The organism is Arenimonas sp. (genome assembly GCF_036275555.1).
GTDB lineage: Bacteria > Pseudomonadota > Gammaproteobacteria > Xanthomonadales > Xanthomonadaceae > Arenimonas.
On sequence record NZ_DASUDO010000013.1, the window covers coordinates 36410 to 58775 of the forward strand.

Here is a 22366-nt window from a genome sequence, read left to right on the forward strand (position 1 = left end):
ACAGCTCGCCGTTGCCACTCTCGGCCTCGTAGACCGGCGTCACGGCCGCGACTGGCGCCACTGCGCGAGTTCGGCCTCGGCCTGGCCGGCCTGGGCCGGCGACATCGCGGCCTTGATCGCCGCTTCGAGCTTGGGCTCCGGGGCCAGGCCCAGCGCGATCGCCTTCTGGTAGTTCACCCAGGCCTGCGCGGCATCAGCCGGGGCGCCCTGCCCGGCAAGGTGCAGCAGGGCCAGGTCGCGGTGCGCCTGCGGCTGGCCGGCGCGCGCGGCGCGCTGGTAGAGCGCGCGCGCCATGCCGAAGTCCTGGGCCACGCCGTCACCGGCGGCGAGCAGCGCCGCGAGGCTGGCCATGGCGTCGGGGCTGCCGGCCGCCACGGCGCGCTTGAGGTAGTCCACGCCCAGCACGATGTCGAGCGGCCGGCCCTGGCCGCGCACGTGCGCCATGCCCAGGCGCCACAGCGAGAACGCATCGCCCTTGTTGGCGGCGCGCGCGTACCAGACGAGGGCCGCGTCGAGATTGCGCGCGATGCCGTCTCCGGTTTCCAGCGCGCGACCCATGTCGCGCTCGGCCTCGGTGACGCCAGCGTCGGCCGCGCGCCGGATCAGCGCCAGCGCCTTGGCCATGTCCGGGCCCAGCCCGCACTCACCCCGGGCGGTGGCCAGCCCGAGGTAGTAGCTCGCGACCATGCCCACTTCTTCCTTCACCAGCACCTCGGCGAACAGCGCGCAGGCGGTGGCGACGTCGCGCGGCAGGCCCAGGCGGCCCTGGTAGAGCATCACCGCGTAATCGGCGCGCGCCACCACGTCGCCGGCCTTGGCGGCGCGCTCGAGGAAGCCGCGCGACTTCGCCGCATCCACCGGCACGCCCCAGCCGTTGCCGTGGATCAGCGACAGCAGGTAGAGCGAGGGACCGTGGTCTTTCCCGGCCGCGCGGTTGGCCAGGCGCAGCGCCTGCGCGTAGTCCTCGGTCGCCGTGGCGGTGGCCGCACCCTGCAGCTGGCGATTGAGATGCGCATAGGCCAGCGCGTAGTCCACTTCGGGGCGCGCGGCCTCGCGGTGCGGCGCCAGCACGTCGATGACTTGGGCGTACTTCGACTCCGCCTCCAGGGCCCGCGCCCGCTCGAGCGCCTGGTCGACGGATTGCGCGAACGCCGCGGGCGACAGCGCGAGGCCGAGGGCGAGGACGAAGGAGGCGCGGCGGTGGATCGTGGGCATGCGGAAAGTCCAAGAGGCAGTGGCGGCCGGCTGAAATTGGCCGGAAGGCAGGCCCCGATGATATCGGCTGCCCCGCGGTGCCGCGAACGCGGGGCGCGCCGCCTGCGCGTGGCGTTCAGGCAGCGTGTGCCTGCGGCGATCCGCGCGGGGCCCATCTTCCTCGATCACCGCGATCACCGCGATCACCGCGATCACCGCGATCACCGCGATCACCGCGATCACCGCGGCCAGCGCGGACAGCGCGGACCGCTCAGGCCGCGTGGGCGGCCAGCAACACCGCCGCGATCTCCGCCGGCGGTCGCCGCAGCAGCGTCGGGTTCACCTGCAGCGTGAACTCCGTGGCCTCCGGCGCCGCGAGCGGCAGCCGCACGCCGTGCTCGCGGGCGTGCATCGCCAGCGCGTCGCGGGCGCCGCCTTCGGGCGCCAGGAAGAAGCGACTGGTGCCGTCGGGGAGCTTGCGTGCGCGGTAGCGGCCATCGGCGTGCAGGCGCTCGATCAGTTCATCGGCCACGCGCCAGGCCGCGGCGTAATCGTCGAGGTAGGTCGCCGCATGACCCGGCACCAGCGCCACCTGCGGCCAGGCCGCGGGCAGTGCGCCGCCGAACATGCGGCGCACGTGGAAGAGCCCGTCGATGAAGTCCGCTTCACCCGCGAGGATCGCGCCCGAGGCGCCGTTGAAGTGCTTCCACAGGGAGACGTACACGGTGTCGAAGGGCGCGGTGAGTTCGGCCAGCGAGCGGCCCGTGGCGTGCGGCAGGTTGAACAGGCGCGCGCCGTCGAGGTGCAGGCGGATGCCCTGCGCACGCGCCCAGGTGCTGATGCGTTCGATCTCCGCGGGATCGACGAGGGCGTGGTCGCGACGGCGCACCGGGCTCTCGATCGAGATCACGCCGACGGGGTTACGCACGCGGCCGCCTTCGGAGCGCGCCACCCAGCGCTGCACCGCCTCGAGCGTGAGGCCGGTGTCACCCTCGGCCAGCGGCACCAGGTTCAGGCCGGCGAGGCCTTGGGCGCCGTCGCCGCTGTCGTTGTAGAGGTGGCTCTCCGCCTGCACCAGCACGCGGCGGTCCGGCCCGGCCAGCGTGCGCACGGCGACCAGGTTGGCCAGCGTGCCAGTGGGCAGGAACATCGCCGCGGGCTTGCCGAGCAAGGCCGCGAATTGTTTCTCCAGCGCCTCGATCGCGCCGCCGAGCGAATAGTTGTCCGGCACCAGCGGTCCATCGGCGGCCACGGCCTGCAGGCCTTCGGCGTATTCGACCGGCGTCAGGCCCAGGCCTTCCGTGCTGAAGTTGACCACGCGCGTGGCGAACCCTGGATCGGCCGCGCCGGCGCCCGTGCCGGCGATGGCCGGCGGCACCAGCGTGGAGGCGGCGGCGAGCCCGCTGCTGGCGAGGAAATGGCGGCGGTCCATGCAATCTTCCGGGTCAACGGGGGGAGGTCCGAGCATAGCGGGCCGCGCCGGGGCGCGCGCGACCGGGTGGGCCGATCAGGCGCGCAGAATCTGCCGCGCAGCTCCAGGCGTGTTCGCCCGCGTAAGATCGATGTCGCTTACGGACTCCGACGCGGAAACGTCAGAGGCTCTGGCTGTCGAGCAGGAAGCCCGCGTCTTCGTCGTCCGCCGCCGGGCTGGATTCGAGGTGCTGGATCAGCGCCCGGGCCAGGTCGGCCTCGCTGTCCTCCACCACCACCCGGATCAGGCCGGTGGCCGGCACTTCGGGAATGGCCCCGGCCACGTTCGGGCCGAAGACGTGGGCGGTGATGCCCGAGCCCAGTAGCAGGTCCTGGACGAGCTGGGCATCCAGCTCGCTCTCCGCGATGTACACCGGTGTCATGGCCGTTCCCCGTTTTCCCCGCGCCATTAACCGGGCTTCTTCACGCGTAAAACGTGAACTGGTTCACACTTTGGCGTGGAATTGGAGCGCGTGGTGGGCTGGGGCTGACGAGCGGCCGGCCGGGCGGCGGTTTCAGGCGTCGGGAGCCGCGGGCGACGGCGGCAGCTGCGCGAGCCGGACCTTGGGATCCGCGGCGCGGCGCTGCTCCTTGGCCACGTGGCGGTCCAGCCCGGGGCAATCGCCAGGCGTCTCGCCCCTTTCCGCGCAGAACAGCACCGGGGTCTCGATGCGGGTCGGCTGTGCCACGCCGGCCACTTCCTCCACCTGCACGACCCAACCCGCCACGGCCTCGAGGACCGACGCCGACAACTGCTGGGCATAAACGCGCCCGCGGCGGGACTCGGCGCCAAACCGGGACAGCTGCACTTCGCTGACGCGACTGTTGGCCATGTCGACGCGGCCGTCCGGCAGCACGGCGAGGTCCACCAGTACGCGGCCGCTGATGCGGTCGACCAGCGCCTCGCGCGGGTAACGCGGCGGGGACATGCGCACCTTCGCGCGCTCGACGTCGACCACGCTCGCGGTCAGGGACCCGGCCTCGCCCGGGGTCAGCTGGAGCGTCACGACCACGGCGGTGCGGCTGGCCGCGGGCACGCCATCCACCGTCGCCGGCTGGAAGCCCAGCGATTGCACCGCCTGCCGCACGATGTCCACGAGCGGGGCGGGTACGTCGGGAGCAACGTCCACGGAAGCCACGGTGCCGTCCTCGGAAACGTGCGCATGGGCCGCGAAGCTGCGCACGACCGGCGCCGTGGGAGCCGCGGCCGGTGGCGTGGCCTCGATCGCGGGGGCGCACAGCATCGCGGCGAACAGCAGCAGGTGGCGCATCGTCATTCCCGGCAGTCGTTTGTCATCCGGACGCTATCGGCTATGCCGGCCCGCCACAACCGGGTGAGCAATTTTCTTACCCGGTTGCCTGCGTGGCGCCGATCATGGCAGCCACGCGCGGGCGGCTCGGCAGCGCGTGCCGCAGGATGCGCCACGCCACCTGGCCGAACTGCCGCGGCAGCGAGCCGGTGTTGTAGTGCTGGCCGTAGCGGGCGCAGATCTCGCGCACCTCGACCGCCATGGCCGCGTAGCGGTTGGCCGGCACGTCGGGGAAGAAGTGGTGCTCGATCTGGTGGCTGAGGTTGCCCGACATCAGGTTCAGCAGTTTTCCGCCGGCGATATTGGAGGAACCCCGGAGCTGGCGCAGGTACCAGCCGCCGCGGCCCTCGGTGCGCACCGACTCCCGGCTGAAGGTCTCGGCGTCGGCGGTGAAGTGGCCGCAGAAGATGATCACCCAGGTCCAGAGGTTGCGCAGGACGTTGGCGATGAGGTTGCCCGCCAGCACAGTCAGGAAGAACGAGCCGGCCAGCAGCGGGAAGAACACGTAGTCCTTCAGCATCTGGCGCGCCATCTTGCGACCCACCGGGCGGAATTCCTGCAGCAGTTCCCGCGTTTTCTTCTTGCCGGCGAACCAGCGGCCCAGGCGCAGGTCCTGGACGGCGATGCCCCACTCGAAGAGGATCGCGAACACCACGGCGACCAGCGGCTGCGCGAGGTAGAACGGGCGCCAGCGCTGTTCGGGGAAGATGCGCAGCAGGCCGTAGCCGATGTCGTCGTCGAGGCCGCGCACGTTGGTCCAGGTGTGGTGGCGGAAATTGTGGGTCTTGCGCCAGTTCTCGCTGGTGCCGGCGATGTCCCACTCGTAGGTGCGGCCGTCCAGCGCCGGGTCGTTCATCCAGTCGAACTGGCCGTGGATGACGTTGTGGCCCAGCTCCATGTTCTCGAGGATCTTCGAGAGCGCCAGCGCGAGCACGCCCAGCGTGCCCGCGATCCACAGCACGGGCGCGGCGAAGGCGCCGGCGATGGCCGCCACCATCAGCAAGGCGCGGCCGGCGAAACCGAAGTAGCGCACCGCCTTGTACACGGCGCGGATGTAGTCGGCGTCGGCCTGGCCCACGGTCGCGAGGGTGCGGGCGCGCAGGGCGTCGAGCTCGGCGGCGAAGGCGTCGAGTTCGTCGGGCGTGAGGGCGCGGTTCTGGGTCTTGGCGGTCATCGGGTCACAGGTCCAGGACGAGATCGCTGCGCGCGCTGCTGACGCACAACCGCAGGGCGGAGACGGGTTCGTGCTCCACCTCGCCGGTCAGCAGGTGGCGAGTGAGGCCCGAGGACTTGCCGCAGGCGCAGGTGTTGCACAGGCCACGGCGGCAGCCGTGCGCGGGCGAGAGGCCGGCGGCTTCGAGCGCGTCGAGCAGCGGCTGGCCGCGCGGCACCTCCAGCGTCCGGCCGCTGCGCGCGAGGGTGAGTTCGACGGTGCCGGCGTCGGTGTTTTCGAACACCGGCGGCGAGAAGGATTCGGCGGCGAAGTGGGCGGCGCGGTTGGCCAGCAGCGTGCGCGCGGCATCGACGAAACCGGTGGGGCCGCAGGCCAGCACGTGTGCCCTCGCATCGAGCCACGGCGCGAGCTGGTCGGCGTCGAGGCGGCCTTCGGCTTCGTCACCGGCCCCGGCGCGGTCGCGGGTCAGCAGGAACCGCACCTGCAGCGCGGGATGCGCCGCCGTGATGGCGCGCAGCTCGTCCACGAAGCAGCGCTGGTCGCGGGTGCGGGTGGAGTACAGCAGCGTGGTCGGCGCCGGATTCGCTTGCGCGGCCAGCGACGCGAAGATCGCCATCATCGGCGTGATGCCGCTGCCCGCGGCCAGCAGCAGGCGCGGGTTGCCGTCGTCGGCCGGCAGCGCCAGGTCGCCGAAGGCTTCGCCCAGCGTGAATACGTCGCCGACCTTGGCGTGGTCGTGCAGGAACCGGCTGGCCTTGCCGCCCGCGATCACCTTGACCGTGATGCGGAAGCGGCCGTCCGGCGCGGCCGGGGCGCTGGGGCTGTAGCTGCGGACCACGCGCCGGCCGTCGATCTCGACGCCGAGGTTCAGGTGCTGGCCCGGCCGGAAGCCGCGGAAATGCCGGTTCGGCTTCAGGACCAGGCTCACGGCGTCGGCGGCGGCCTGTTCGCGGGCCACGACCCGGGCCAGCGGACGGTTCCAGCTCCAGGCCGGCGCCCACCTCTGGGCCCAGAAGTCCAGCAGGGCCGGGGAAACCAGGGCCGAGCGGGCGCCGCGCCCGGAGGAGCGGGTCGGGGCCGGGCCGGGGACAGGGTCGGGTCGCATGGGCGGCAGTATACATCGCTGCATACGCATGTCTATACAACTGTATATGCATGCCGTCGCTATGATGGCCGCCTACCCCGAGCCGGCCCGCCCGTGACGCCCACCTCCTCCGCCGTCGATGCCGACCTGCACCCGGTCCGGCGCACACCGATCACCCGCGCCGACCTGCTCGACGCCGCCCTGCGCCTGATCGGCCCGCACCGCAGCGTCTCCAGCCTGAGCCTGCGCGAGGTGGCGCGCGAAGCGGGCATCGCGCCCAACAGTTTCTATCGCCAGTTCCGCGACGTGGATGAACTGGCCGTGGCCCTGATCGACGTGGCCGGCCAAAGCCTGCGCAAGATCGTCGGCGCCGCCCGCCACCGCGCCGAGGCCGAGCACGGCGTGGTCCGCGGCTCGGTCGAGGCCTTCATCGAGCAGGTGCGCGCCGACGACAAGCTGCTGCACGTGCTGCTGCGCGAAGGCACCGTCGGCTCCGACGCCTTCAAGCGCGCCGTGGACCGCGAGCTCGGCTTCTTCGAGGACGAGCTGCACCACGACCTGGTCCGTTTCGCCAAGCTGCGCAACCGCCCGATGGCCGAACCCGCGCTGGCCGCCAAGGCCATCACCCGCCTGGCCTTCGCGATGGGCGCCACCGCCCTCGACCTGCCGCCCGAGCGCGACGCGGAACTCGTGGACCAGCTGACCACGATGGTGCGGATGATCCTGGTCGGCGCGCACGCGATGCCGAAGTAAGTGGCGGGCGCCCCGCGCATCCCGGACCAGACCCTGCTGCAGGTCTTCCTGCGCTTCCTGCGCTTCGGCGCGCTGGCCTGGGGCGGGCCGGTGGTGCAGATCGCGATGATCCGCCACGCGCTGGTGGACGAGGAGCGCTGGGTCGACAGCGACCATTTCAATCGCGCGCTCGCGGTGTACCAGGTGTTGCCTGGCCCCGAGGCGCACGAGCTGTGCGTCTACTTCGGCATGCTGGCGCGCGGGCGCCTGGGCGGCCTGCTGGCGGGGCTGGGCTTTATGTTGCCGGGCTTCGTGCTGATGTTGGCGCTGTCGTGGGCGTACGTCAGCTACGGGCTGGGCATCGAAGGACTGCAGGGCGTGTTCGCCGCGGTGCAGGCGGCGGTGGCGGCGCTGGTGCTGCGCGCGGTGCTGCGCATCGGCGGGCACGTGGTCACCGATGGCTGGCTGTGGGCGATCGCGATCGTGGCGGGGTTTGCGCAGTTGGCCGGCCTGCACTTCGGCTGGATCCTGGCGGGCGGCGGCGGGGTGTATCTCATCGCGCGTCGCGGGTGGCAGGCGGCCGCGGTCGCCGGGATCGCGCTGGCCGCCGCGACCGTGGTGGCGCTGGCAGTTCGCCACGGCGGGTTGCCCGGACTCGAAGCGCTCAGCCTTGCCGAGGTCGCGGGCGTGGCGACGGACGCGAGCGCCGTGTCGGTGTGGCTGCTGTTCTGGGCAGGCCTCAAGGCCGGCCTGCTCACCTTCGGCGGTGCCTATACCGTCATCCCCTTCCTGCAGCGCGATGCCGTGACGCAGGGCGCGTGGATGAACAACGGCCAGTTCCTCGACGGCCTGGCGCTGTCGGGCCTGCTGCCGGCGCCGCTGGTGATCTTCGCCACCTTCGTCGGCTACGTGGGCGGCGGGCCCTGGGGCGCGGTGGCGATGACCGCCGGCGTGTTCCTGCCGGCCTTCGCCTTCACCCTGGTGGCGCACGAGCCGCTGGAGCGGCTGGTGCACCAGCCGCGCGCGCGCCAGTTCCTCGAAGGCGTCACCGCCGGCGTCGTTGGCCTGATCGCCGGCACCACGCTCGCGTTGATGCGCGCCAGCCTGACCAGCCTCGAGGCGTGGGCGCTGTTCGCCATCGTGTTGGCCCTGCTGTTTGCCTCGAAGGCGCGGCTGCTCATTCCCGCGGTGATCGCCGGCGCGGCGCTGTGGGGCTGGATCTTCGGCGGCTAGGCTGACGCCGGGCGCAGACTGCGGCGCCTTCGACAGGGACATCACGGTGCTCACCGCGGACCGCAGGCCAGCCGGATCCGGTCGCCATGCCGACGCAGCCCATCATGCTTCACCCGCGACAGCGGCTGCGCCCGATAGGCCGCATCGGCGGCCTTCGCACTTTGGCAGGCTCGCGACGCCGACTTGCGCGGTGCGCTGGCACGCGGCGCGGCACGCACCGCGCGAGGCGGCCTCGCCACGGCTCGGGAAGCCTCCGCGCCCGGCGTCCTTGGAGCGATGTTCTCCCGACCGCTCCCGGCACCCGATGCAGACGCCACGTCGACATCGGGCGCCAGCGTGCGCTCCCACAGCTGAGTGTCGCCCGGCGCGCACGGCGCCGACTGGTAGCTGACGCGGCCTTCCCGGTCGCTGCATTTGAAGAGTGACGCGGCATCGGCACGCGCCGCCAGCGCCACCGCCAACCACATCGCGACCAACACGACGACCCTCCGGGCGCGGGTCCACGGCATACCAACCACTCCAGCCACATCGAAATCCGATGGCGGCCAGCATCCCGCGGCACCCCTCGCGAACCCATCCGTACCCACGCCGTCGCGGCGTAAGACTCCACCTCGATCCGATCGTAGAAATCCCGGACCGCGCCTCAATCCCCGGCGCGCGTCCCCACGCCAACCGCGGCCGCCTCGCCCAGCCCCAACACCCGCGCCAGGAACGCATACTGGATCGCCACGCTTTCCATCCAACCGCTCGGGCCGCCGCCGCCGTGGCCGCCCGACTGGCGCGACAGCATCAGGATCGGCGCGCCGCAGCCCTGGGCCGCCTGCAGCGCCGCCGCGAACTTGTAGGCATGCCAGGCCGGCAGCCGCTGGTCGTCGTGCGACGTGGTGACCAGCGTCGCGGGATAGCAGGTGCCCGGCGCGAGGTTGTGCAGCGGCGAGTACGCGCGCAACGCGGGGAAGACGTCGGCGTCGGCCGGCGTGCCCCACTGGTCCACCTGCTGGGCGCCGTTGCCGGCGATGTGCCGGCGCATCGCGTCGGTCACCGGCACGTCGGCCAGCACCGCGCCGAACAGGTCCGGTCGCTGCACCATCACCGCGGTCACCAGCATGCCGCCGTTGGAGGCCCCGGAGATCGCCAGCCGCTTCTTGTCCGTGCGGCCGCTGGCGACCAGGTGTTCTGCCGCGGCGATCATGTCGTCGTAGCTGGTTTGCTTGCGCTCGCGGATCGCCGCCTCGTACCAGGCGCGCCCGAACTCGCCGCCGCCACGCAGGTTGGCGATGGCATAAATGCCGCCCATCTGCACCCAGGCCAGCGCGTCCTCGCGGAAGTACGGCAGCTCCGACGTGCCTGAGGCGCCATAACCGTAGAGCAGCGTCGGATGGCTGCCGTCGCGGGCCAGTCCCTTCTTCGCCACGATGAACATCGGCACCCGCGTGCCGTCCTTCGATGCGAACCACTCCTGGCTCACTTCGTAGGCCGACAGATCCGGCGCCTGTTCGGCCTCCGATTCGACCCGCGTCTGGCCCGTCGCCAGGTCATGCTGCAGCAGCACCGGCGGCTGCACCAGGCCGGAGTAAAGGAGGCTCAACCGCGGCGATTCGGCACTGCCGTACAGGCCCTGCACGACGCCGGTGCCCGGCAGCGTGATCGAACCCGCCGGCTTCCCGGCGGCATCGAACACCCGCAGCACGCTATGCACGTTCTCGATCCAGTGCGCGACCAGGCGCCCGCCATACCACTGCGCGTTGGTCAGCACGCCCTCGCCTTCGGGGATGACAGGCTGCCAGCGCGCGGGCGCCGGGTCGCCAAGGTCCATCCAGACCACGCGCCGGCGCGGGGCATCCTTGTCGGTGAACACCAGCGCGCGGTCGGCCTCGACGTGCAGGACGCGATAGGCGGCATCGGGCTCGGTCAGCACGCGCGCGGGGGCGCCCTTGCGCGGATGGCCGCTGGCCTCGAGCTCGATCAGGTGCAGCTGCGCACGCGAGCCGCCGAGGTTGCCGTCATTCCAGGGGCCGCGCTCCACCGAGGCGAACAGCCGCCGGCGATCGCCCGGCAGGTCGAGGGACAGGCTCCAGTCGCGGCGATCCTCCGGCAGCGAAAACACCCGCGGGTCGTCGGCCACGGGCGTGCCCAGGCGGTGCAGGTAAAGCGCGGGATCCTCGGCGGGCGCCTCGGGGCGGCCGTCGCGGGGCGGCGCGAAGCGGCGATAGACCAGGCCTTCGCCGTCCGCCGACCACTGCATCGGGCCTTCGAAGCGGATGTTCGCCAGCACCGTGGGCGCAACGTCCGGCGCATCCACGTCCAGGATGCGGATCTCGCCCCAGTCGGCGCCGTTGCGGTTGAGGATGTAGGCGACGCGGCGGCCGTCCGGTGAAGGCACGAAGGCGCGCACCATGCCGCCCTCGCCCAGCGCGGCGGCATCCACCAGCGTGCGCGGCGCGGCGTCGCCGGGTCCGCTCACCATCAGGTGGATGCGGTCGTCGACCATCGCGCGATAGAACGTCCGGCCACCGGCTTCGCGGCCTGGCTCCCGGGTCGGATAGAGGTTCTCGAGCGCCTTCATGCGCGCCAGTGCCTGCGCGTAGGCAGGGTCGCCGCGAAGCCCGGGTTCGGAGCGCTGGTTTTGCGCCTCGATCCAGGTGGCCAGCTCGGGGCTGCGCAGATCCTCCATCCAGCGGTAGGGATCGAGCACTTCGACGCCGTGGAAGGTATCGGTGACGTCCGTGCGCCGCGCCGGCGGATAGTGAGCCGGCGCCTGCGACGTCGCTTCCTCCGGCGAACCCTTCGCGACCTCGGGAGCAACCGCGGCAACCTGGCCGGCGGCCAGGATCCATCCTGCTATCAGTACGCGCATGTCCGGCTCCTGGCGTGGTCTCCGGGAGAACGGCGGGCGCTACCGGCTCCGGCCAGCGCGGCGCGGGGTGTTCTCACCGCGCGCCGCGGGCCCGCGAGGCCGGGGCCCCGCGGGCTGGCCAAGCGCGACCTCAGCGACGCCGCGCGGGCTTGCAGCCGTCCAGCCAGACCTGGTGCAGGATGCCGTCGTACTCGGCGAAGCGGCCTTCGAAGCGCGCGGTCTCGCCGCGGCGGAAGGTCAGCGCCAGCGCGCGCTGCTCGGGCTTGAACACGCAGGCCACGCCGGTGCGCGGCGCGTTGTCGCCGGGCAGCTGGATGAAGGCCTCGCTGGTTTCCGGGATGTCGAAGCCGACGATGGTGTCGCCGTCCTGCTCCTGGATCGAGCTGACCTTGCCCTTGAGCGCGTAGCGGCGGCCGTCGTGGCGCGCCGACACGGCCGCGGCGTTGGCCTGGCCCTCGCGGGCGATGCGGCGCGAGAACACGTACACGTCCTGCTCGGTCACGTCGTCGACGTTCTGGGTGGCCGCGCCCGCCGCGGCCGCCTGCCGGCCGGCGTCGCCGCCCTGCAGCTTGCCCAGCAGCGTGCACATGTAGCCCTGGATCGAATCGGCCTTGGCGAACTGGCCCTTCTCGGTCTTGACCGTCATCTCGACCGCGGCCTTGCCGCCCTCGTCGTACACGCTGATGAGCGTCGGGATCGGGCGCGTGGTGTTGGTGGAGCGCTGCTCGACCAGCAGCGTGCCGTTCTCCACGTCCTCGGCGATCACGTCCATCTTCTCGCCGATCATGATGCCGCGCATCTGGCCGATGGCATCGGCCACCGACTGGTCGGGCACCACCACCACGCTGGAGAAGTCAGTGCCGGTGAACGGGCTGCCGGACTTCTTGAAGTTGTCTTCGCACTCGCCGGCATGGGCGGTGGTGGCAGCGGCGGCGAGCGCCAGGGTGAGCAGGGCGGGACGGAGCATTCGGGCCTCGTGGGGGATGGGGGACGCCACGCGAGTGTGTTGGAGCCGCTTGGCGAACTCAATACGGGCCGGCCGCGTTGCCGACCCGCATGCGAGCGCTTGTAGCGTGATACTTACCTGCTCAACCGCACTTGCTGTAGCCGCAATTCAGGCAAGTCGCGCAGCCATCCATGATCACGGTGGCCTTGGTGTTGCACTTGAAGCACATCGTCGCGCTGGGCGGGAAAGAGGCGCCCTCGCCGGTCACCTGCACCGCCTCGTCGGCGCGCGATGCGCCGTCGGTGCCGGAGGTCCCCGCGGGGGCGCCGCTCAGGCCGGATTCACTGGACTTTTTTTTTGCGCGGGCCTCGTAGGCGGCGCGCTTGTCGGCGATCAGCTGGCGCTGGGCCTCGCTGAGCTCGGGGTCGAGGATCATGCCGATCGACTTGAGGTGCTCTTCGACCACCGAGCCGATCTCGGCCACGATCGACGGCATGTACACGCCGCCGGCCTTGAAGTAGCCGCCGCGCGGGTCGAACACCGCCTTCATCTCGTCGACCAGGAAGGTGACGTCGCCGCCCTTGCGGAACACGGCGCTCATGATGCGGGTCAGGGCCACGATCCACTGGAAGTGGTCCATGTTCTTGGAGTTGATGAACACCTCGAACGGACGGCGCAGCTCATGCTCGGTGCCCGGGTTGAGCACGATGTCGTTGATGGTCACGTACATCGCGTGCTCGACCAGCGGCGACTTGATCTTGTAGGTGTTGCCGATCAGCACTTCGGGGCGCTCGACCTTCTCGTGCATCTGGATGATGTTCGAGGCGGGCTCGAGCTCGACCACGGGCGCGGCGACGGGCGCGGCGGCTTCCTTGGCCTTGTCCTCGGGCTTCTGCACGCTGTAGCCCTTGATTTTCTTGCTGATCTTGATGGCCATCTGTTTCTTTTCGCTTATGGAATTCGGTGGGTGGATCTCCCGGAGCCCCCCGCCGCCGGGCGGCGGGGGGACGGGGTACGACAATCGGGACAGCCTCAGGCTTTAGCGCTTCCTGGCAACCTTTCGGGCCGTCGTCTTGCGGGCCGCCGGCTTCTTGGCGACCTTCTTCGCCGCCTTGCGGGCCGGAGCCTTCTTGGCGGAAACCTTGCGCACGGCCTTCTTCGCCGCGCCCTTCTTGGCGGCGACCTTGCGGACCGCCTTCTTCGCCGCCGGCTTCTTGGCGGCGACCTTCTTCTTCGCCGGCGCCTTCTTGGCAGCCGCCTTCTTCTTCGCGGCCGGCTTGGCGCCGCCGACCTTGGCCTTGACGGCCTTCACCGCCGCCGCCGCCTTCTTCTTGGCGCCGGCCACGGCCTTCTTGACCGCCTTGCCGGTGTCGGAACGCTCGGCCCTCTTGATCTCGGCCTTGGCGCGCTTGATCGCCGGGGCCGCCTTCTTCTTGGCGGCCTTCACCACCTGGTTGGCCTTGTCGGCGATGGCGCCGCCGATTTCCGAGGCCTTGTCGCTGACGCTTCCAGCGGCATTGGAAATGGCCGCCGTGACACCGTTGCCGTTGCTCATACCGCTCTCCTCGTCGATGAAACCGCGGCGATCGCCGCGGGCCTTCCAAACTTAGCGCGATTCCAAGCCGAGTGCGCGCACGGCGTGCGCGTGGCAGGGCCCAGAACTTGCCGTGAGCCTTCCGAACTAGAACTTTCCGTAATAGCCCTCTTTCAACGCGTCGAACAGGTTGGCGGCGCTGTGCAGCTCGCCGTCGTATTCGATTTCCTCGTTGCCCTTGGCCTCCACCACGGTGCCGTCCTCGAGCTCGAAGCGGTAGGTGGTGTTCTCCAGGTCGGCTTCCTTCACCAGCACGCCCTGGAAGGCCGCCGGGTTGAAGCGGAAGGTCGTGCAACCCTTCAGGCCCTGCTTGTGGGCGTACATGTAGATGTCCTTGAAGTCCTCGTACGGGTAGTCCGTCGGGACGTTCGCGGTCTTGGAAATGGACGAGTCGATCCACTTCTGCGAGGCCGCCTGGATATCCACGTGCGCCTTGGGCGTGATGTCGTCGGCCGAGATGAAGTAGTCCGGCAGGCGCGACTTGTCGTCGGTGCCGAAGGGCATCGCGTCCGGGTTCACCAGGGTGCGGTAGGCCAGCAGCTCGTAGCTGAAGACCTCGACCTTTTCCTTCGACTTCTTGCCTTCGCGGATCACGTTGCGGCTGTAGTGGTGCGCGAACGAGGGCTCGATGCCGTTGGAGGCGTTGTTGGCCAGCGACAGCGAGATGGTGCCGGTGGGCGCGATCGAGCTGTGGTGGGTGAAGCGGGCGCCGGTCTCGGCGAGCTCCTTCACCAGCTCCGGCGCCACCTCCGCCACGCGCTGCATGTAGCGCGAGTAGCGGGCGTGCAGCTCGCGGCCCTTGATCTTCTGGCCGACCTTCCAGCCGTCCTTCTTCATCTCCGGGCGCTTGCGCAGCATCTCGGCGGTGACCTTGAACTCCTCCTCCATGATCGGGGCCGGGCCCTTCTCCTTGGCGAGGCTCAGCGCCACTTCCCAGCCGGCCACGGCCATCTCGCGGCTCACCTGCTCGGTGAACGCGACCGAATCCTTCTCGCCGTACTTCATGCGCAGCATGGTGACGGTGCTGCCCAGGCCCAGGAAGCCCATGCCGTGGCGGCGCTTGCGCATGATCTCGTTGCGCTGCTGCTCCAGCGGCAGGCCGTTGATCTCGACCACGTTGTCGAGCATGCGGGTGAACACCCGCACCACTTCCTTGTACTCCTCCCAGTCGAAGCTGGCCTTGTCGGTGAACGGGTCGCGGACGAAGGTGGTGAGGTTGATCGAGCCCAGCAGGCAGGCGCCGTAGGGCGGCAGCGGCTGCTCGCCGCAGGGGTTGGTGGCGCGGATGTTCTCGCACCACCAGTTGTTGTTCATCTCGTTGACGCGGTCGATCAGGATGAAGCCCGGCTCGGCGAAGTCGTAGGTGGACGCCATGATGCGGTTCCACAGCTGCTGGGCGCGGATGTGGCCGTAGATCTTGCAGGCCACCATGCCGTCTTCGCGGGTCACGTAGTTGGTGCTGTGCGGCCAGTCGCGCCAGACCACCTGCTTCGGGTCGTCGACGTTGATCTCGTTCTTTTCCTTGATGTTCACCGGGAACACCAGCGGCCAGTCCTTGTCCTGCTCGACTGCCTGCATGAACTCGTCGGTGACCAGCAGCGAGAGGTTGAACTGGCGCAGGCGCCCGTCCTCGCGCTTGGCGCCGATGAATTCCTTCACGTCCGGGTGGGACACGTCGAAGGTGCCCATCTGGGCGCCGCGGCGACCGCCGGCCGACGAGACGGTGAAGCACATCTTGTCGTAGATATCCATGAAGCTCAGCGGGCCCGAGGTGTAGGCGCCGGCGCCGGACACGTAGGCGCCGCGCGGGCGCAGCGTGCTGAACTCGTAGCCGATGCCGCAGCCGGCCTTCAGGGTCAGGCCCGCCTCGTGCACCTTGCCCAGGATGTCGTCCATCGAGTCGGTGATGATTCCCGACACGGTGCAGTTGATGGTGCTGGTGGCGGGCTTGTGCTCGAGCGCACCGGCGTTGGACGTGATGCGGCCGGCCGGGATGGCGCCGCGGCGCAGGGCCCAGAGGAAGCGCTCGTACCAGTACTTCTGCTTCTCGGCGGTCGGCTCGGCCTCGGCCAGGGCCTTGGCCACGCGCTGGTAGGTGTGGTCGATGCTGGCATCGACCGGGTCGCCCTGCTTGGTCTTCAGGCGGTACTTCTTGTCCCAGATGTCGTAGGACGCCGGCTGCATCTCGATGCCCTGCGCCAGCTTGTTCTTGACCGCCTCCAGGCGAACCGTGCTCATAAGTCCTGTCTTCCTCCCGGGTCGCCCCTCGGGTGGGGGCGCCGTGTTTATTGAATTCTTATCGGATCGTGCCGGCCGGGAATCCGGGGGAAGCGACGCCTGCCCGCGGGGCCAGGCCCCTGGGAAGCTGTGCTGTCCGGTCGGTATCCCGCATGCCGTCTCGCCGTACGCGTCGTGCAAGCCCTGACCCCAAGACTTGGGGCCTCCCCCGCTGCCCGACACAAGATGTAGTGGCAGCGGAAGGCAAAGCTACCCCTCGCTGGCGGGGGTGTCAACAGGCTCAAACGTGCCGAAATCACTGTCGGGTCAAGATGTTCCACGGGTCTTGGAGAGTTGGCCTGAACCCCTCCCGGACCGCGTTCGGGCGCTATCGGGGGCGGCCGCGGGCCCCCGTGGAACCAGGACCGCCGTCACGTTTCCGCGCCCCTTGTCCAGCCACCGTTGGGCTCCCATCTGCTATCACCCACCAAGACTTTTTCCCGCCGGAGCCCCGAATGCGCCTCTTGCCCGCCGCCGCCTGCCTCCTGATCGCCGCTGCCGCCGGGGCCGGCGCCAGCCGCTGGCTGGCCGAGCCGGTGGCGCCCGCGCCGAACGCGCCGCCGAGCCGGGCCGCCGCCGCCCTCGACGGCGCCGCCGCGCTGGCCCTGCCGCGCGCCGCCCAGGCCGCCTTGCCCGCGCAGATCGCCGGCACGCCGGTGCCCTCGCTGGCGCCGATGCTCAAGGACGTCACCCCGGCGGTGGTCAACATCTACACCCGCCAGGTGGTGCGGGTGCGAAATCCGCTGGCCGAGTTCTTCGGCATGCCGGGCGGCATGCCGCAGGAGCGCATGCAGCAGTCGCTGGGCTCGGGCGTGATCGTGGACGCCGAGCGCGGCCTGGTGCTGACCAACAACCACGTGATCGAGAACGCCGACGGCGTCTCGGTGACCCTGGCCGACGGCCGCACGCTCGAGGCCGAGATGGTGGGCGCCGACCCCGACACCGACGTGGCCGTGATCCGCATCCCGGCCGAGAACCTGACCGCACTGAACCTCGCCGATTCGGCCCAGCTGCAGGTCGGCGACTTCGTGGTCGCGGTCGGCAACCCCTTCGGCCTCGGCCAGACCGTCACCAGCGGCATCGTCTCGGCCGTGGGCCGCAGCGGCCTGCAGGGCCTGGGCTACCAGAACTTCATCCAGACCGACGCGTCGATCAACCCGGGCAACTCCGGCGGCGCGCTGGTGAACCTGCGCGGCGAACTGGTCGGCATCAACACCGCCAGCTTCAACCCGCGCGGCAGCGCCGCCGGCAACATCGGCCTGGGCTTCGCGATCCCCGCCAACCTGGCGCGCGAGGTGATGCGCCAGCTGATGGCCTACGGCGAAGTGCGTCGCGGCTCGCTGGGCCTGGACGGCGAGGACATCACGCCCTTCGTGGCCCGGCAGATGGACCTGGCCGAGACCCAGCGCGGCGCGCTCGTGGCCCGCGTCTACCGCGGCTCGCCGGCCGAAGTCGCCGGCGTGCGCCCGGGCGACGTGATCGTGGCCGCCAACGGCCAGCGCATCGACAGCGCCCAGGCCCTGCGCAACCTCGAGGGCCTGCTGCCGGTCGACCAGCAGGTGCGCCTGGACCTGCTGCGCGGCGACCAGCGGCTCAGCGTGCAGGCCGTGCTCAAGGCCCAGGCCAAGGAGATCGACGGCGGCGAGATCGACCCGCGCCTCGAGGGCGCCACCCTGGTCGAGCTGCCCGAGCGCTTCCGCCAGCAGGGCCTGTTCGGGGTGGTCGCCAGCAAGGTGGCGCCGGGCAGCCGCGCCGCCCGCAGCGGCCTGCGCGCCGGCGACCGCATTGGCCAGGTCAACCGCCGCAACGTGGCCGACCTGCCCGCGTTCCGCGCGGCCCTGGGCACCGAGCCGCGCGAGCTGGTGCTGAGCGTCGCCCGCGGCGGCCGCTTCGGTTACCTCGTCATGCAATGAGCCCGGCGCCGCGGTCGCGGCGACGGTGTAAGGTGAAGGCCTGATCCCCGCGGGAGCGAACCCATGAACCGTCCAAAGGTCGAACAACCGATCGAAGACACCAGCCATCTCGCCGCGGCGAAGGAAAACCTCGGCGAAGCCCGCGAGGCGCTGAAGTCAGGCGTCAACGAGGCGCTCGAGGCCGGCGGCGCCGCCGCCCGCGAGGCCAAGGCCGAGCTCGACGAGAAGCTGCAGGGCCTGCTTGACCAGGGCAAGGGCATGCTGGCCCAGGCCGAAGACCTGATCCGCAGCAAGCCGCTGGCCTCGTTCGGCGTGGCCTTCGCCGCCGGCTACCTGGTCGCCGCCCTCACCCGCCGCAAGTAAGCCGGCCGTGGACGAACAGGCCCCGGCCCGCGAAACCGCCGGCCCCCTGGCCGACGACGCCCGGGCGGTGCTGGACGCCGCGCGCGCCACCGCCCAAGCGCACATCGGTGGGCTCGACGCGCTGCGCCGGCTGTTCGCCGCCGAATTCGGCCTCGCCCGCGATGCCCTGGTGGCCGCGCTGGTGTGGCTGCTGGTCGCCACGGTGCTGCTGGGCACCGCCTACCTGCTGCTGACCGCGCTGCTGGTGAGCGGCCTGCGCGCGGCCGGCGCGCCCTGGCCGCTGGCCATCGCGATCCCGCTGGTGGTGAGCGTGGGCGTCGCCGTGTTCGGCGTGCTGCGCGCCAGGGCGATGCTGCGCCTCGCCGATTTCGAGGGTACGCGCCGGCAGCTCAGGCTGGGCTTTGGCGGCGGGTCCGCGGAAACCCCGGTCAATCCGACCCAACCCGGGGCCGCGCCGTGAGCCTGGCCGACAAGATCGCCGCGGTGCAGCGGGCCGAACAGGCCTGCATCGACCAGCGCGCGGCCGCCGCCGGGTCGCTCGATCGCCTGAAGTCCGAGCTGCGCCGGGGCGCCACGCCGGTGCGGATCGTGGTCTCGGGCTTCGCGCTCGGCGTCGCCAGCGGCTTCAGCGCGCCGACGGTGGGCGCCGCGGCCGGCCTCGGCGGACGCCTGGCCAGCGGCCCGATTTTCTCGATGCTGTTGGACACCGTGCTGCCGGGCCTGCTGGCCGGCATCACCGCCGCCGCCACCGCCACCGCGGCCGGCGACAACGAGGACGATGCCGATGCCGAAGCGACCGAAGACGAAGCCGCCGGCGACGACGCCGACGGCCCCGCCGAGGGACGCCGTGCCGTCGACGCCTGACGCCGGCGACCGCGGCGCCAGCGCCGAGGCCCTGGCCGCCGCCGCCCTGCACGAGCCGGCGCCGGGCGCGGCGCCTGAGAATGCGCGCCCGCCGGCACCCTCCGGCCATGCCGCGCGCCTGGCCGCGCTGCAGGTCAACGCGCGCCTGCTGTGGGTGCTGGTGCTGGCCCTGCTGCTCTACACCTGCTACTTCGCGGCCAGCCTGATCCTGCCGGTGGTGCTCGCGGCCTTCTTCGCGATGCTGCTCAGCCCGCTGGTGACGCGCGCGCCGCTGCGCTTCCTGCCGCGCGGCGTGGCGGCGGTGCTGCTGGTGGGCGCGCTGCTGGGCAGCCTGGGCGCGATCGCGGTGTTCGTGGCCAGGCCGGCGGGCGACTGGGCCAGCAAGGTGCCGTTCGCGCTGCGCGAGGCGGCGCCGCGGCTGCAGCAGATGGTGCAGCCGCTGCACGCGGCGCGCCGGGCCACCGCCACGCTCGATGAATTCACCGAAGGCGAACCCGCGCCCGGCGAGCGCATCGTGGTGCGGCCGCCCAGCGTCGACCTGGTCTCGGCGACACCGCGGGTGCTGGGCTACACGCTGGCGGTGATCCTGCTCACCTTCACCTTCCTGGTCTACGGCGACGACCTGCTGCGCAAGCTGCTGGAGATGCGCAGGACGCGCGCGCAGAAGCGGATCACCGCCGGCATCGTCCAGGAAATCCAGAGCGAGCTCTCGCGCTACATGCTCACCATCAGCTTCACCGCGGTGGTGCTGGGCGGCGCCACGTCGCTGTGGCTGGCCTGGCTGGGCGTCGAGGACCCGCTGCTGTGGGGCGTGCTGGCCGCGGCCTTCAACCTCGCGCCCTTCGTCGGGCCGGCGGTGGTGGCGCTGCTGCTGGGCCTGGTCGGCCTGACGGAATTCGACACCGTGTCGGCGGCGCTGCTGCCGGCCGCGGGCTACCTGCTGCTCAACGGCCTCGAAAGCCAGCTGCTCACCCCGATGGCGCTGGGCAAGACCATGAAGATCAACCCGCTGGCGATCATCCTGTGGCTGATGCTGTGGGGCTGGCTGTGGGGCGTGCCGGGCCTGCTGGTGGCGGTGCCGATGCTGGTTTGCCTGAAGATCGTCGCCAGCCGGGTGGATGGCTGGAACCACTGGTCGCGGCTGCTGGAGTAGCTTCACCCGCCCGGGCCGGCCGCCCGCGCTAGAATTCGCGGGTGAACCTGCGCCCGCTCGCCCTCAGCCTGGACCTCGACGACACCCTCTGGCCGATCTGGCCGGCGATCGAGCGCGCGGAGCTGGCCCTCGACGCCTTCCTGCGCGAACACGCGCCGCGCACCGCCGCGAACTTCCCGATCCACCGCATGCGCAAGCTGCGCGAACAGGTCGCGGCCCGCCACCCCGAGTACGCCCACGATTTCTCCCAGCAGCGCAAGCTTTCGCTGCTGCACGCGCTGGAAAGCTCGGGCGACCCGGGCCACCACCTCGAGCCGGCCTACGAGGCCTTCATCGCCAGCCGCAACCAGGTCGATTTCTACCCGGACGTGCCCGAGGCGCTGGCGCGGCTGTCGTCGCGGCTGCCGATCGCGGCCCTGACCAACGGCAATGCCGACCTGGCGCGGATCGGCATCGACCACCACTTCCAGGTCTTCGTCAGCGCCCGCGAGCACGGCCATGCCAAGCCCGACGCGCCGATCTTCCACGCCACCTGCGAACGCCTGGGCCGGGCCCCGGCCGAGGTGCTGCACATCGGCGACGACCCGCTGCTGGACGTCGCCGGCGCCCGCCGCGCCGGCCTGCGCAGCTGCTGGATCAACCGCGAAAAGCAGCGCTGGCCCGCCAACCTGCCGCGCCCCGACCTTGAATTCGCTACGCTGGCGGACCTGGCCGACTGGCTGGACCACCACGTCTTCGCCCCCGAAAACATCGCCACCACGGAAACCCGATGAGCCTGCCGTCCTGCTTCGCCCGCCCCGATGCCGCCGCCCGCGCCACGCCGCTGCGGCTGGTCGAACGCGTCGGGTTCGCCGGCTGGCGCGGGCAGCAGCCGGCGCCGGTGCAGGCCTGGCTGGACGCGCACGGCGCGGGCGCGGGTTCCGTGGCGCCGCTGGCCATTCCCGGCGACGACGGCCGCCCGGCCTACGTGCTGGCGGTGCTGGCCGACGCCGCCGACCCGCTGGCCCTGGCGCACCTGCCCAGCCTGCTGCCGCCCGGGCGCTACACCCTGTGCGCGCAGTCGCCGGCCGCGCTGCCGCCGGGCCAGGCCCTGCTGGGCTGGGGCCTGGGCGCCTACCGCTTCAGCCGCTACCTCAAGCCCGCGCGCGAGCCGGCGCAGCTGGTGCTCGAGGGCGAGGTGGACGCCGAGGCGCTGGCCCTGCTCGAGGCCAGCACCCTGGTGCGCGACCTGATCAACACCCCGACCGAGCACATGGGCCCGGCCGAGATCGAAGCCGCTGCGGCCGAGCTGGCCAAGGCGCACGGTGCCCGCCTCGACGTGGTCGCCGGCGACGACCTGCTGGCGAAGAACTTCCCCGCCATCCACGCCGTCGGCCGCGCCAGCCACCGCGCCCCGCGCCTGGTCGAACTCAACTGGGGCGACGACGCCCACCCGCGCCTGGCCCTCGTCGGCAAGGGCGTGTGCTTCGACACCGGCGGCCTGGACATCAAGCCCGCCGACGGCATGCGCAACATGAAGAAGGACATGGGCGGCGCCGCCCACGCCCTCGGCCTGGCCCGGCTGGTGATGGCGCTGAAGCTGCCGGTGCGCCTGCAGCTGCTGGTGCCCGCGGTCGAGAACGCGATCGGCCCGAACGCGTTCCGCCCGGGCGAAGTGCTGGCCACGCGCCTGGGCCTGAGCGTCGAGGTGGACAACACCGACGCCGAGGGCCGGCTGGTGCTGTGCGACGCGCTGGCCTACGCGGCCGAGTCGAAGCCGGCGCTGCTGATGGACTTCGCCACCCTCACCGGCGCCGCGCGGATCGCGCTGGGCCCGGACCTGCCGGCGCTGTTCACCAACGACGACGCCCTGGCCAACGACTACCTGGACGCCGGCCAGCGCGCGCGCGACCCGCTGTGGCGCATGCCGCTGTGGCGCCCTTACCTGAGCTACCTCAAGTCGGGCATCGCCGACCTGGCCAACTCCGGCGCCTCGCGCATGGCCGGCTGCATCACGGCGGCGGTCTACCTCGAGCGCTTCGTGCCCGAGGGCCAGGCCTGGACCCACGTGGACGTGTACTCCTGGAACGACAGCGAGCGCCCGGGCAAGCCGGCCGGCGGCGAGGCGCAGGGATTGCGCGCGGCCTGGGGCCTGCTCAGGGCCCGCTTCGGCTGAGCCGCCGGGCTGACAAACGTCAGCCCCGCCGCGTGATCGGCGGCACT

General features: G+C 71.4%; 21 protein-coding genes. 9 read left to right on the plus strand and 12 right to left on the minus strand.

Annotated elements, in window-relative coordinates; all coding sequences use genetic code 11:
* Positions 1-39 precede the first annotated feature (39 nt).
* The 6 genes from VFV21_RS04345 to VFV21_RS04370 form a co-directional block, all read right to left on the minus strand.
* Positions 40-1215 (minus strand): tetratricopeptide repeat protein, encoded by a 1176-nt coding sequence (locus VFV21_RS04345; protein ID WP_329668260.1) that lies wholly within the window; start codon positions 1213-1215, stop codon positions 40-42.
* Positions 1216-1465: 250 nt separating this feature from the next.
* Entirely contained in the window at positions 1466-2626 is a 1161-nt protein-coding gene (locus VFV21_RS04350) for a threonine aldolase family protein (RefSeq protein ID WP_329668261.1), read from the minus strand.
* A gap of 160 nt (positions 2627-2786) precedes the next feature.
* A complete protein-coding gene (locus VFV21_RS04355; protein ID WP_329668262.1) occupies positions 2787-3047 on the minus strand; it encodes a putative signal transducing protein in 261 nt (86 codons plus the stop codon).
* Positions 3048-3179: 132 nt separating this feature from the next.
* Positions 3180-3935: a hypothetical protein gene (locus tag VFV21_RS04360; protein WP_329668263.1), complete on the minus strand. Its 756-nt coding sequence runs from the start codon at positions 3933-3935 to the stop codon at positions 3180-3182.
* 76 nt (positions 3936-4011) lie between these two features.
* Entirely contained in the window at positions 4012-5148 is a 1137-nt protein-coding gene (locus VFV21_RS04365; RefSeq protein ID WP_329668264.1) for an acyl-CoA desaturase, read from the minus strand.
* Between the two features lie 4 nt (positions 5149-5152).
* Positions 5153-6253 (minus strand): ferredoxin reductase, encoded by a 1101-nt coding sequence (locus VFV21_RS04370; RefSeq protein ID WP_329668265.1) that lies wholly within the window; start codon positions 6251-6253, stop codon positions 5153-5155.
* A 93-nt stretch (positions 6254-6346) separates the two neighbouring features.
* Here VFV21_RS04370 and fabR point away from each other — a divergent pair, with 93 nt between their 5' ends.
* Both fabR and chrA read left to right on the plus strand, forming a co-directional pair.
* The gene (fabR, locus tag VFV21_RS04375; RefSeq protein ID WP_329668266.1) at positions 6347-6985 is read left to right on the plus strand and encodes an HTH-type transcriptional repressor FabR; all 639 of its coding nucleotides are present in this window, start codon (positions 6347-6349) and stop codon (positions 6983-6985) included.
* The gene (gene chrA / locus VFV21_RS04380) at positions 6986-8197 is read left to right on the plus strand and encodes a chromate efflux transporter (RefSeq protein WP_329668267.1); all 1212 of its coding nucleotides are present in this window, start codon (positions 6986-6988) and stop codon (positions 8195-8197) included.
* A 50-nt stretch (positions 8198-8247) separates the two neighbouring features.
* Here the strand turns inward: chrA and VFV21_RS04385 are convergent, their stop codons facing one another.
* The 6 genes from VFV21_RS04385 to VFV21_RS04410 form a co-directional block, all read right to left on the minus strand.
* On the minus strand, positions 8248-8706 hold the full coding sequence (locus VFV21_RS04385; protein ID WP_329668268.1) for a hypothetical protein: 459 nt from the start codon (positions 8704-8706) through the stop codon (positions 8248-8250).
* Positions 8707-8840: 134 nt separating this feature from the next.
* Positions 8841-11054 (minus strand): prolyl oligopeptidase family serine peptidase, encoded by a 2214-nt coding sequence (locus tag VFV21_RS04390; protein ID WP_329668269.1) that lies wholly within the window; start codon positions 11052-11054, stop codon positions 8841-8843.
* A 130-nt stretch (positions 11055-11184) separates the two neighbouring features.
* Positions 11185-12021, minus strand: a complete 837-nt coding sequence (locus VFV21_RS04395) for a hypothetical protein (RefSeq protein ID WP_329668270.1) — start codon at positions 12019-12021, stop codon at positions 11185-11187.
* A gap of 121 nt (positions 12022-12142) precedes the next feature.
* The gene (locus VFV21_RS04400) at positions 12143-12937 is read right to left on the minus strand and encodes an NrdJb (RefSeq protein WP_329668271.1); all 795 of its coding nucleotides are present in this window, start codon (positions 12935-12937) and stop codon (positions 12143-12145) included.
* 102 nt (positions 12938-13039) lie between these two features.
* Positions 13040-13555, minus strand: a complete 516-nt coding sequence (locus VFV21_RS04405; protein WP_329668272.1) for a hypothetical protein — start codon at positions 13553-13555, stop codon at positions 13040-13042.
* Between the two features lie 126 nt (positions 13556-13681).
* A complete protein-coding gene (locus VFV21_RS04410; protein WP_329668273.1) occupies positions 13682-15832 on the minus strand; it encodes an adenosylcobalamin-dependent ribonucleoside-diphosphate reductase in 2151 nt (716 codons plus the stop codon).
* Between the two features lie 494 nt (positions 15833-16326).
* Between VFV21_RS04410 and VFV21_RS04415 the strand changes: the two genes are divergently transcribed.
* The 7 genes from VFV21_RS04415 to VFV21_RS04445 all read left to right on the plus strand — a co-directional run bounded on the left by VFV21_RS04415 (position 16327) and on the right by VFV21_RS04445 (position 22319).
* Entirely contained in the window at positions 16327-17784 is a 1458-nt protein-coding gene (locus VFV21_RS04415) for a Do family serine endopeptidase (RefSeq protein WP_329668274.1), read from the plus strand.
* A gap of 63 nt (positions 17785-17847) precedes the next feature.
* A complete protein-coding gene (locus tag VFV21_RS04420) occupies positions 17848-18147 on the plus strand; it encodes a hypothetical protein (RefSeq protein ID WP_329668275.1) in 300 nt (99 codons plus the stop codon).
* A gap of 7 nt (positions 18148-18154) precedes the next feature.
* The gene (locus VFV21_RS04425; protein WP_329668276.1) at positions 18155-18607 is read left to right on the plus strand and encodes a hypothetical protein; all 453 of its coding nucleotides are present in this window, start codon (positions 18155-18157) and stop codon (positions 18605-18607) included.
* Positions 18604-19011 carry a hypothetical protein gene (locus VFV21_RS04430; protein WP_329668277.1) on the plus strand — a complete coding sequence of 136 codons (408 nt, stop codon included), beginning with the start codon at positions 18604-18606 and terminating at the stop codon, positions 19009-19011. Before VFV21_RS04425 ends, VFV21_RS04430 begins: the two co-directional genes overlap by 4 nt.
* Positions 18995-20164, plus strand: a complete 1170-nt coding sequence (locus tag VFV21_RS04435) for an AI-2E family transporter (protein ID WP_329668278.1) — start codon at positions 18995-18997, stop codon at positions 20162-20164. Before VFV21_RS04430 ends, VFV21_RS04435 begins: the two co-directional genes overlap by 17 nt.
* Before the next feature lie 41 nt (positions 20165-20205).
* Positions 20206-20937, plus strand: a complete 732-nt coding sequence (locus tag VFV21_RS04440) for an HAD family hydrolase (RefSeq protein ID WP_329668279.1) — start codon at positions 20206-20208, stop codon at positions 20935-20937.
* A complete protein-coding gene (locus VFV21_RS04445; protein ID WP_329668280.1) occupies positions 20934-22319 on the plus strand; it encodes a leucyl aminopeptidase family protein in 1386 nt (461 codons plus the stop codon). The genes VFV21_RS04440 and VFV21_RS04445 overlap by 4 nt, the downstream gene beginning before the upstream one ends.
* Positions 22320-22366 lie beyond the last annotated feature (47 nt).

What these genes read in the sequence shown, in the direction of transcription:
- VFV21_RS04395 (WP_329668270.1), bottom strand. Translation starts at nt 12,021, where the DNA reads ATGCTCCGTCCCGCCCTGCTCACCCTGGCGCTCGCCGCCGCTGCCACC.
- VFV21_RS04365 (WP_329668264.1), bottom strand. Translation starts at nt 5,148, where the DNA reads ATGACCGCCAAGACCCAGAACCGCGCCCTCACGCCCGACGAACTCGAC.
- VFV21_RS04410 (WP_329668273.1), bottom strand. Translation starts at nt 15,832, where the DNA reads ATGAGCACGGTTCGCCTGGAGGCGGTCAAGAACAAGCTGGCGCAGGGC.
- VFV21_RS04355 (WP_329668262.1), bottom strand. Translation starts at nt 3,047, where the DNA reads ATGACACCGGTGTACATCGCGGAGAGCGAGCTGGATGCCCAGCTCGTC.
- VFV21_RS04345 (WP_329668260.1), bottom strand. Translation starts at nt 1,215, where the DNA reads ATGCCCACGATCCACCGCCGCGCCTCCTTCGTCCTCGCCCTCGGCCTC.
- VFV21_RS04400 (WP_329668271.1), bottom strand. Translation starts at nt 12,937, where the DNA reads ATGGCCATCAAGATCAGCAAGAAAATCAAGGGCTACAGCGTGCAGAAG.
- VFV21_RS04445 (WP_329668280.1), top strand. Translation starts at nt 20,934, where the DNA reads ATGAGCCTGCCGTCCTGCTTCGCCCGCCCCGATGCCGCCGCCCGCGCC.
- VFV21_RS04420 (WP_329668275.1), top strand. Translation starts at nt 17,848, where the DNA reads ATGAACCGTCCAAAGGTCGAACAACCGATCGAAGACACCAGCCATCTC.
- VFV21_RS04350 (WP_329668261.1), bottom strand. Translation starts at nt 2,626, where the DNA reads ATGGACCGCCGCCATTTCCTCGCCAGCAGCGGGCTCGCCGCCGCCTCC.
- VFV21_RS04405 (WP_329668272.1), bottom strand. Translation starts at nt 13,555, where the DNA reads ATGAGCAACGGCAACGGTGTCACGGCGGCCATTTCCAATGCCGCTGGA.
- VFV21_RS04415 (WP_329668274.1), top strand. Translation starts at nt 16,327, where the DNA reads ATGCGCCTCTTGCCCGCCGCCGCCTGCCTCCTGATCGCCGCTGCCGCC.
- VFV21_RS04385 (WP_329668268.1), bottom strand. Translation starts at nt 8,706, where the DNA reads ATGCCGTGGACCCGCGCCCGGAGGGTCGTCGTGTTGGTCGCGATGTGG.
- VFV21_RS04390 (WP_329668269.1), bottom strand. Translation starts at nt 11,054, where the DNA reads ATGCGCGTACTGATAGCAGGATGGATCCTGGCCGCCGGCCAGGTTGCC.
- VFV21_RS04370 (WP_329668265.1), bottom strand. Translation starts at nt 6,253, where the DNA reads ATGCGACCCGACCCTGTCCCCGGCCCGGCCCCGACCCGCTCCTCCGGG.
- VFV21_RS04360 (WP_329668263.1), bottom strand. Translation starts at nt 3,935, where the DNA reads ATGCGCCACCTGCTGCTGTTCGCCGCGATGCTGTGCGCCCCCGCGATC.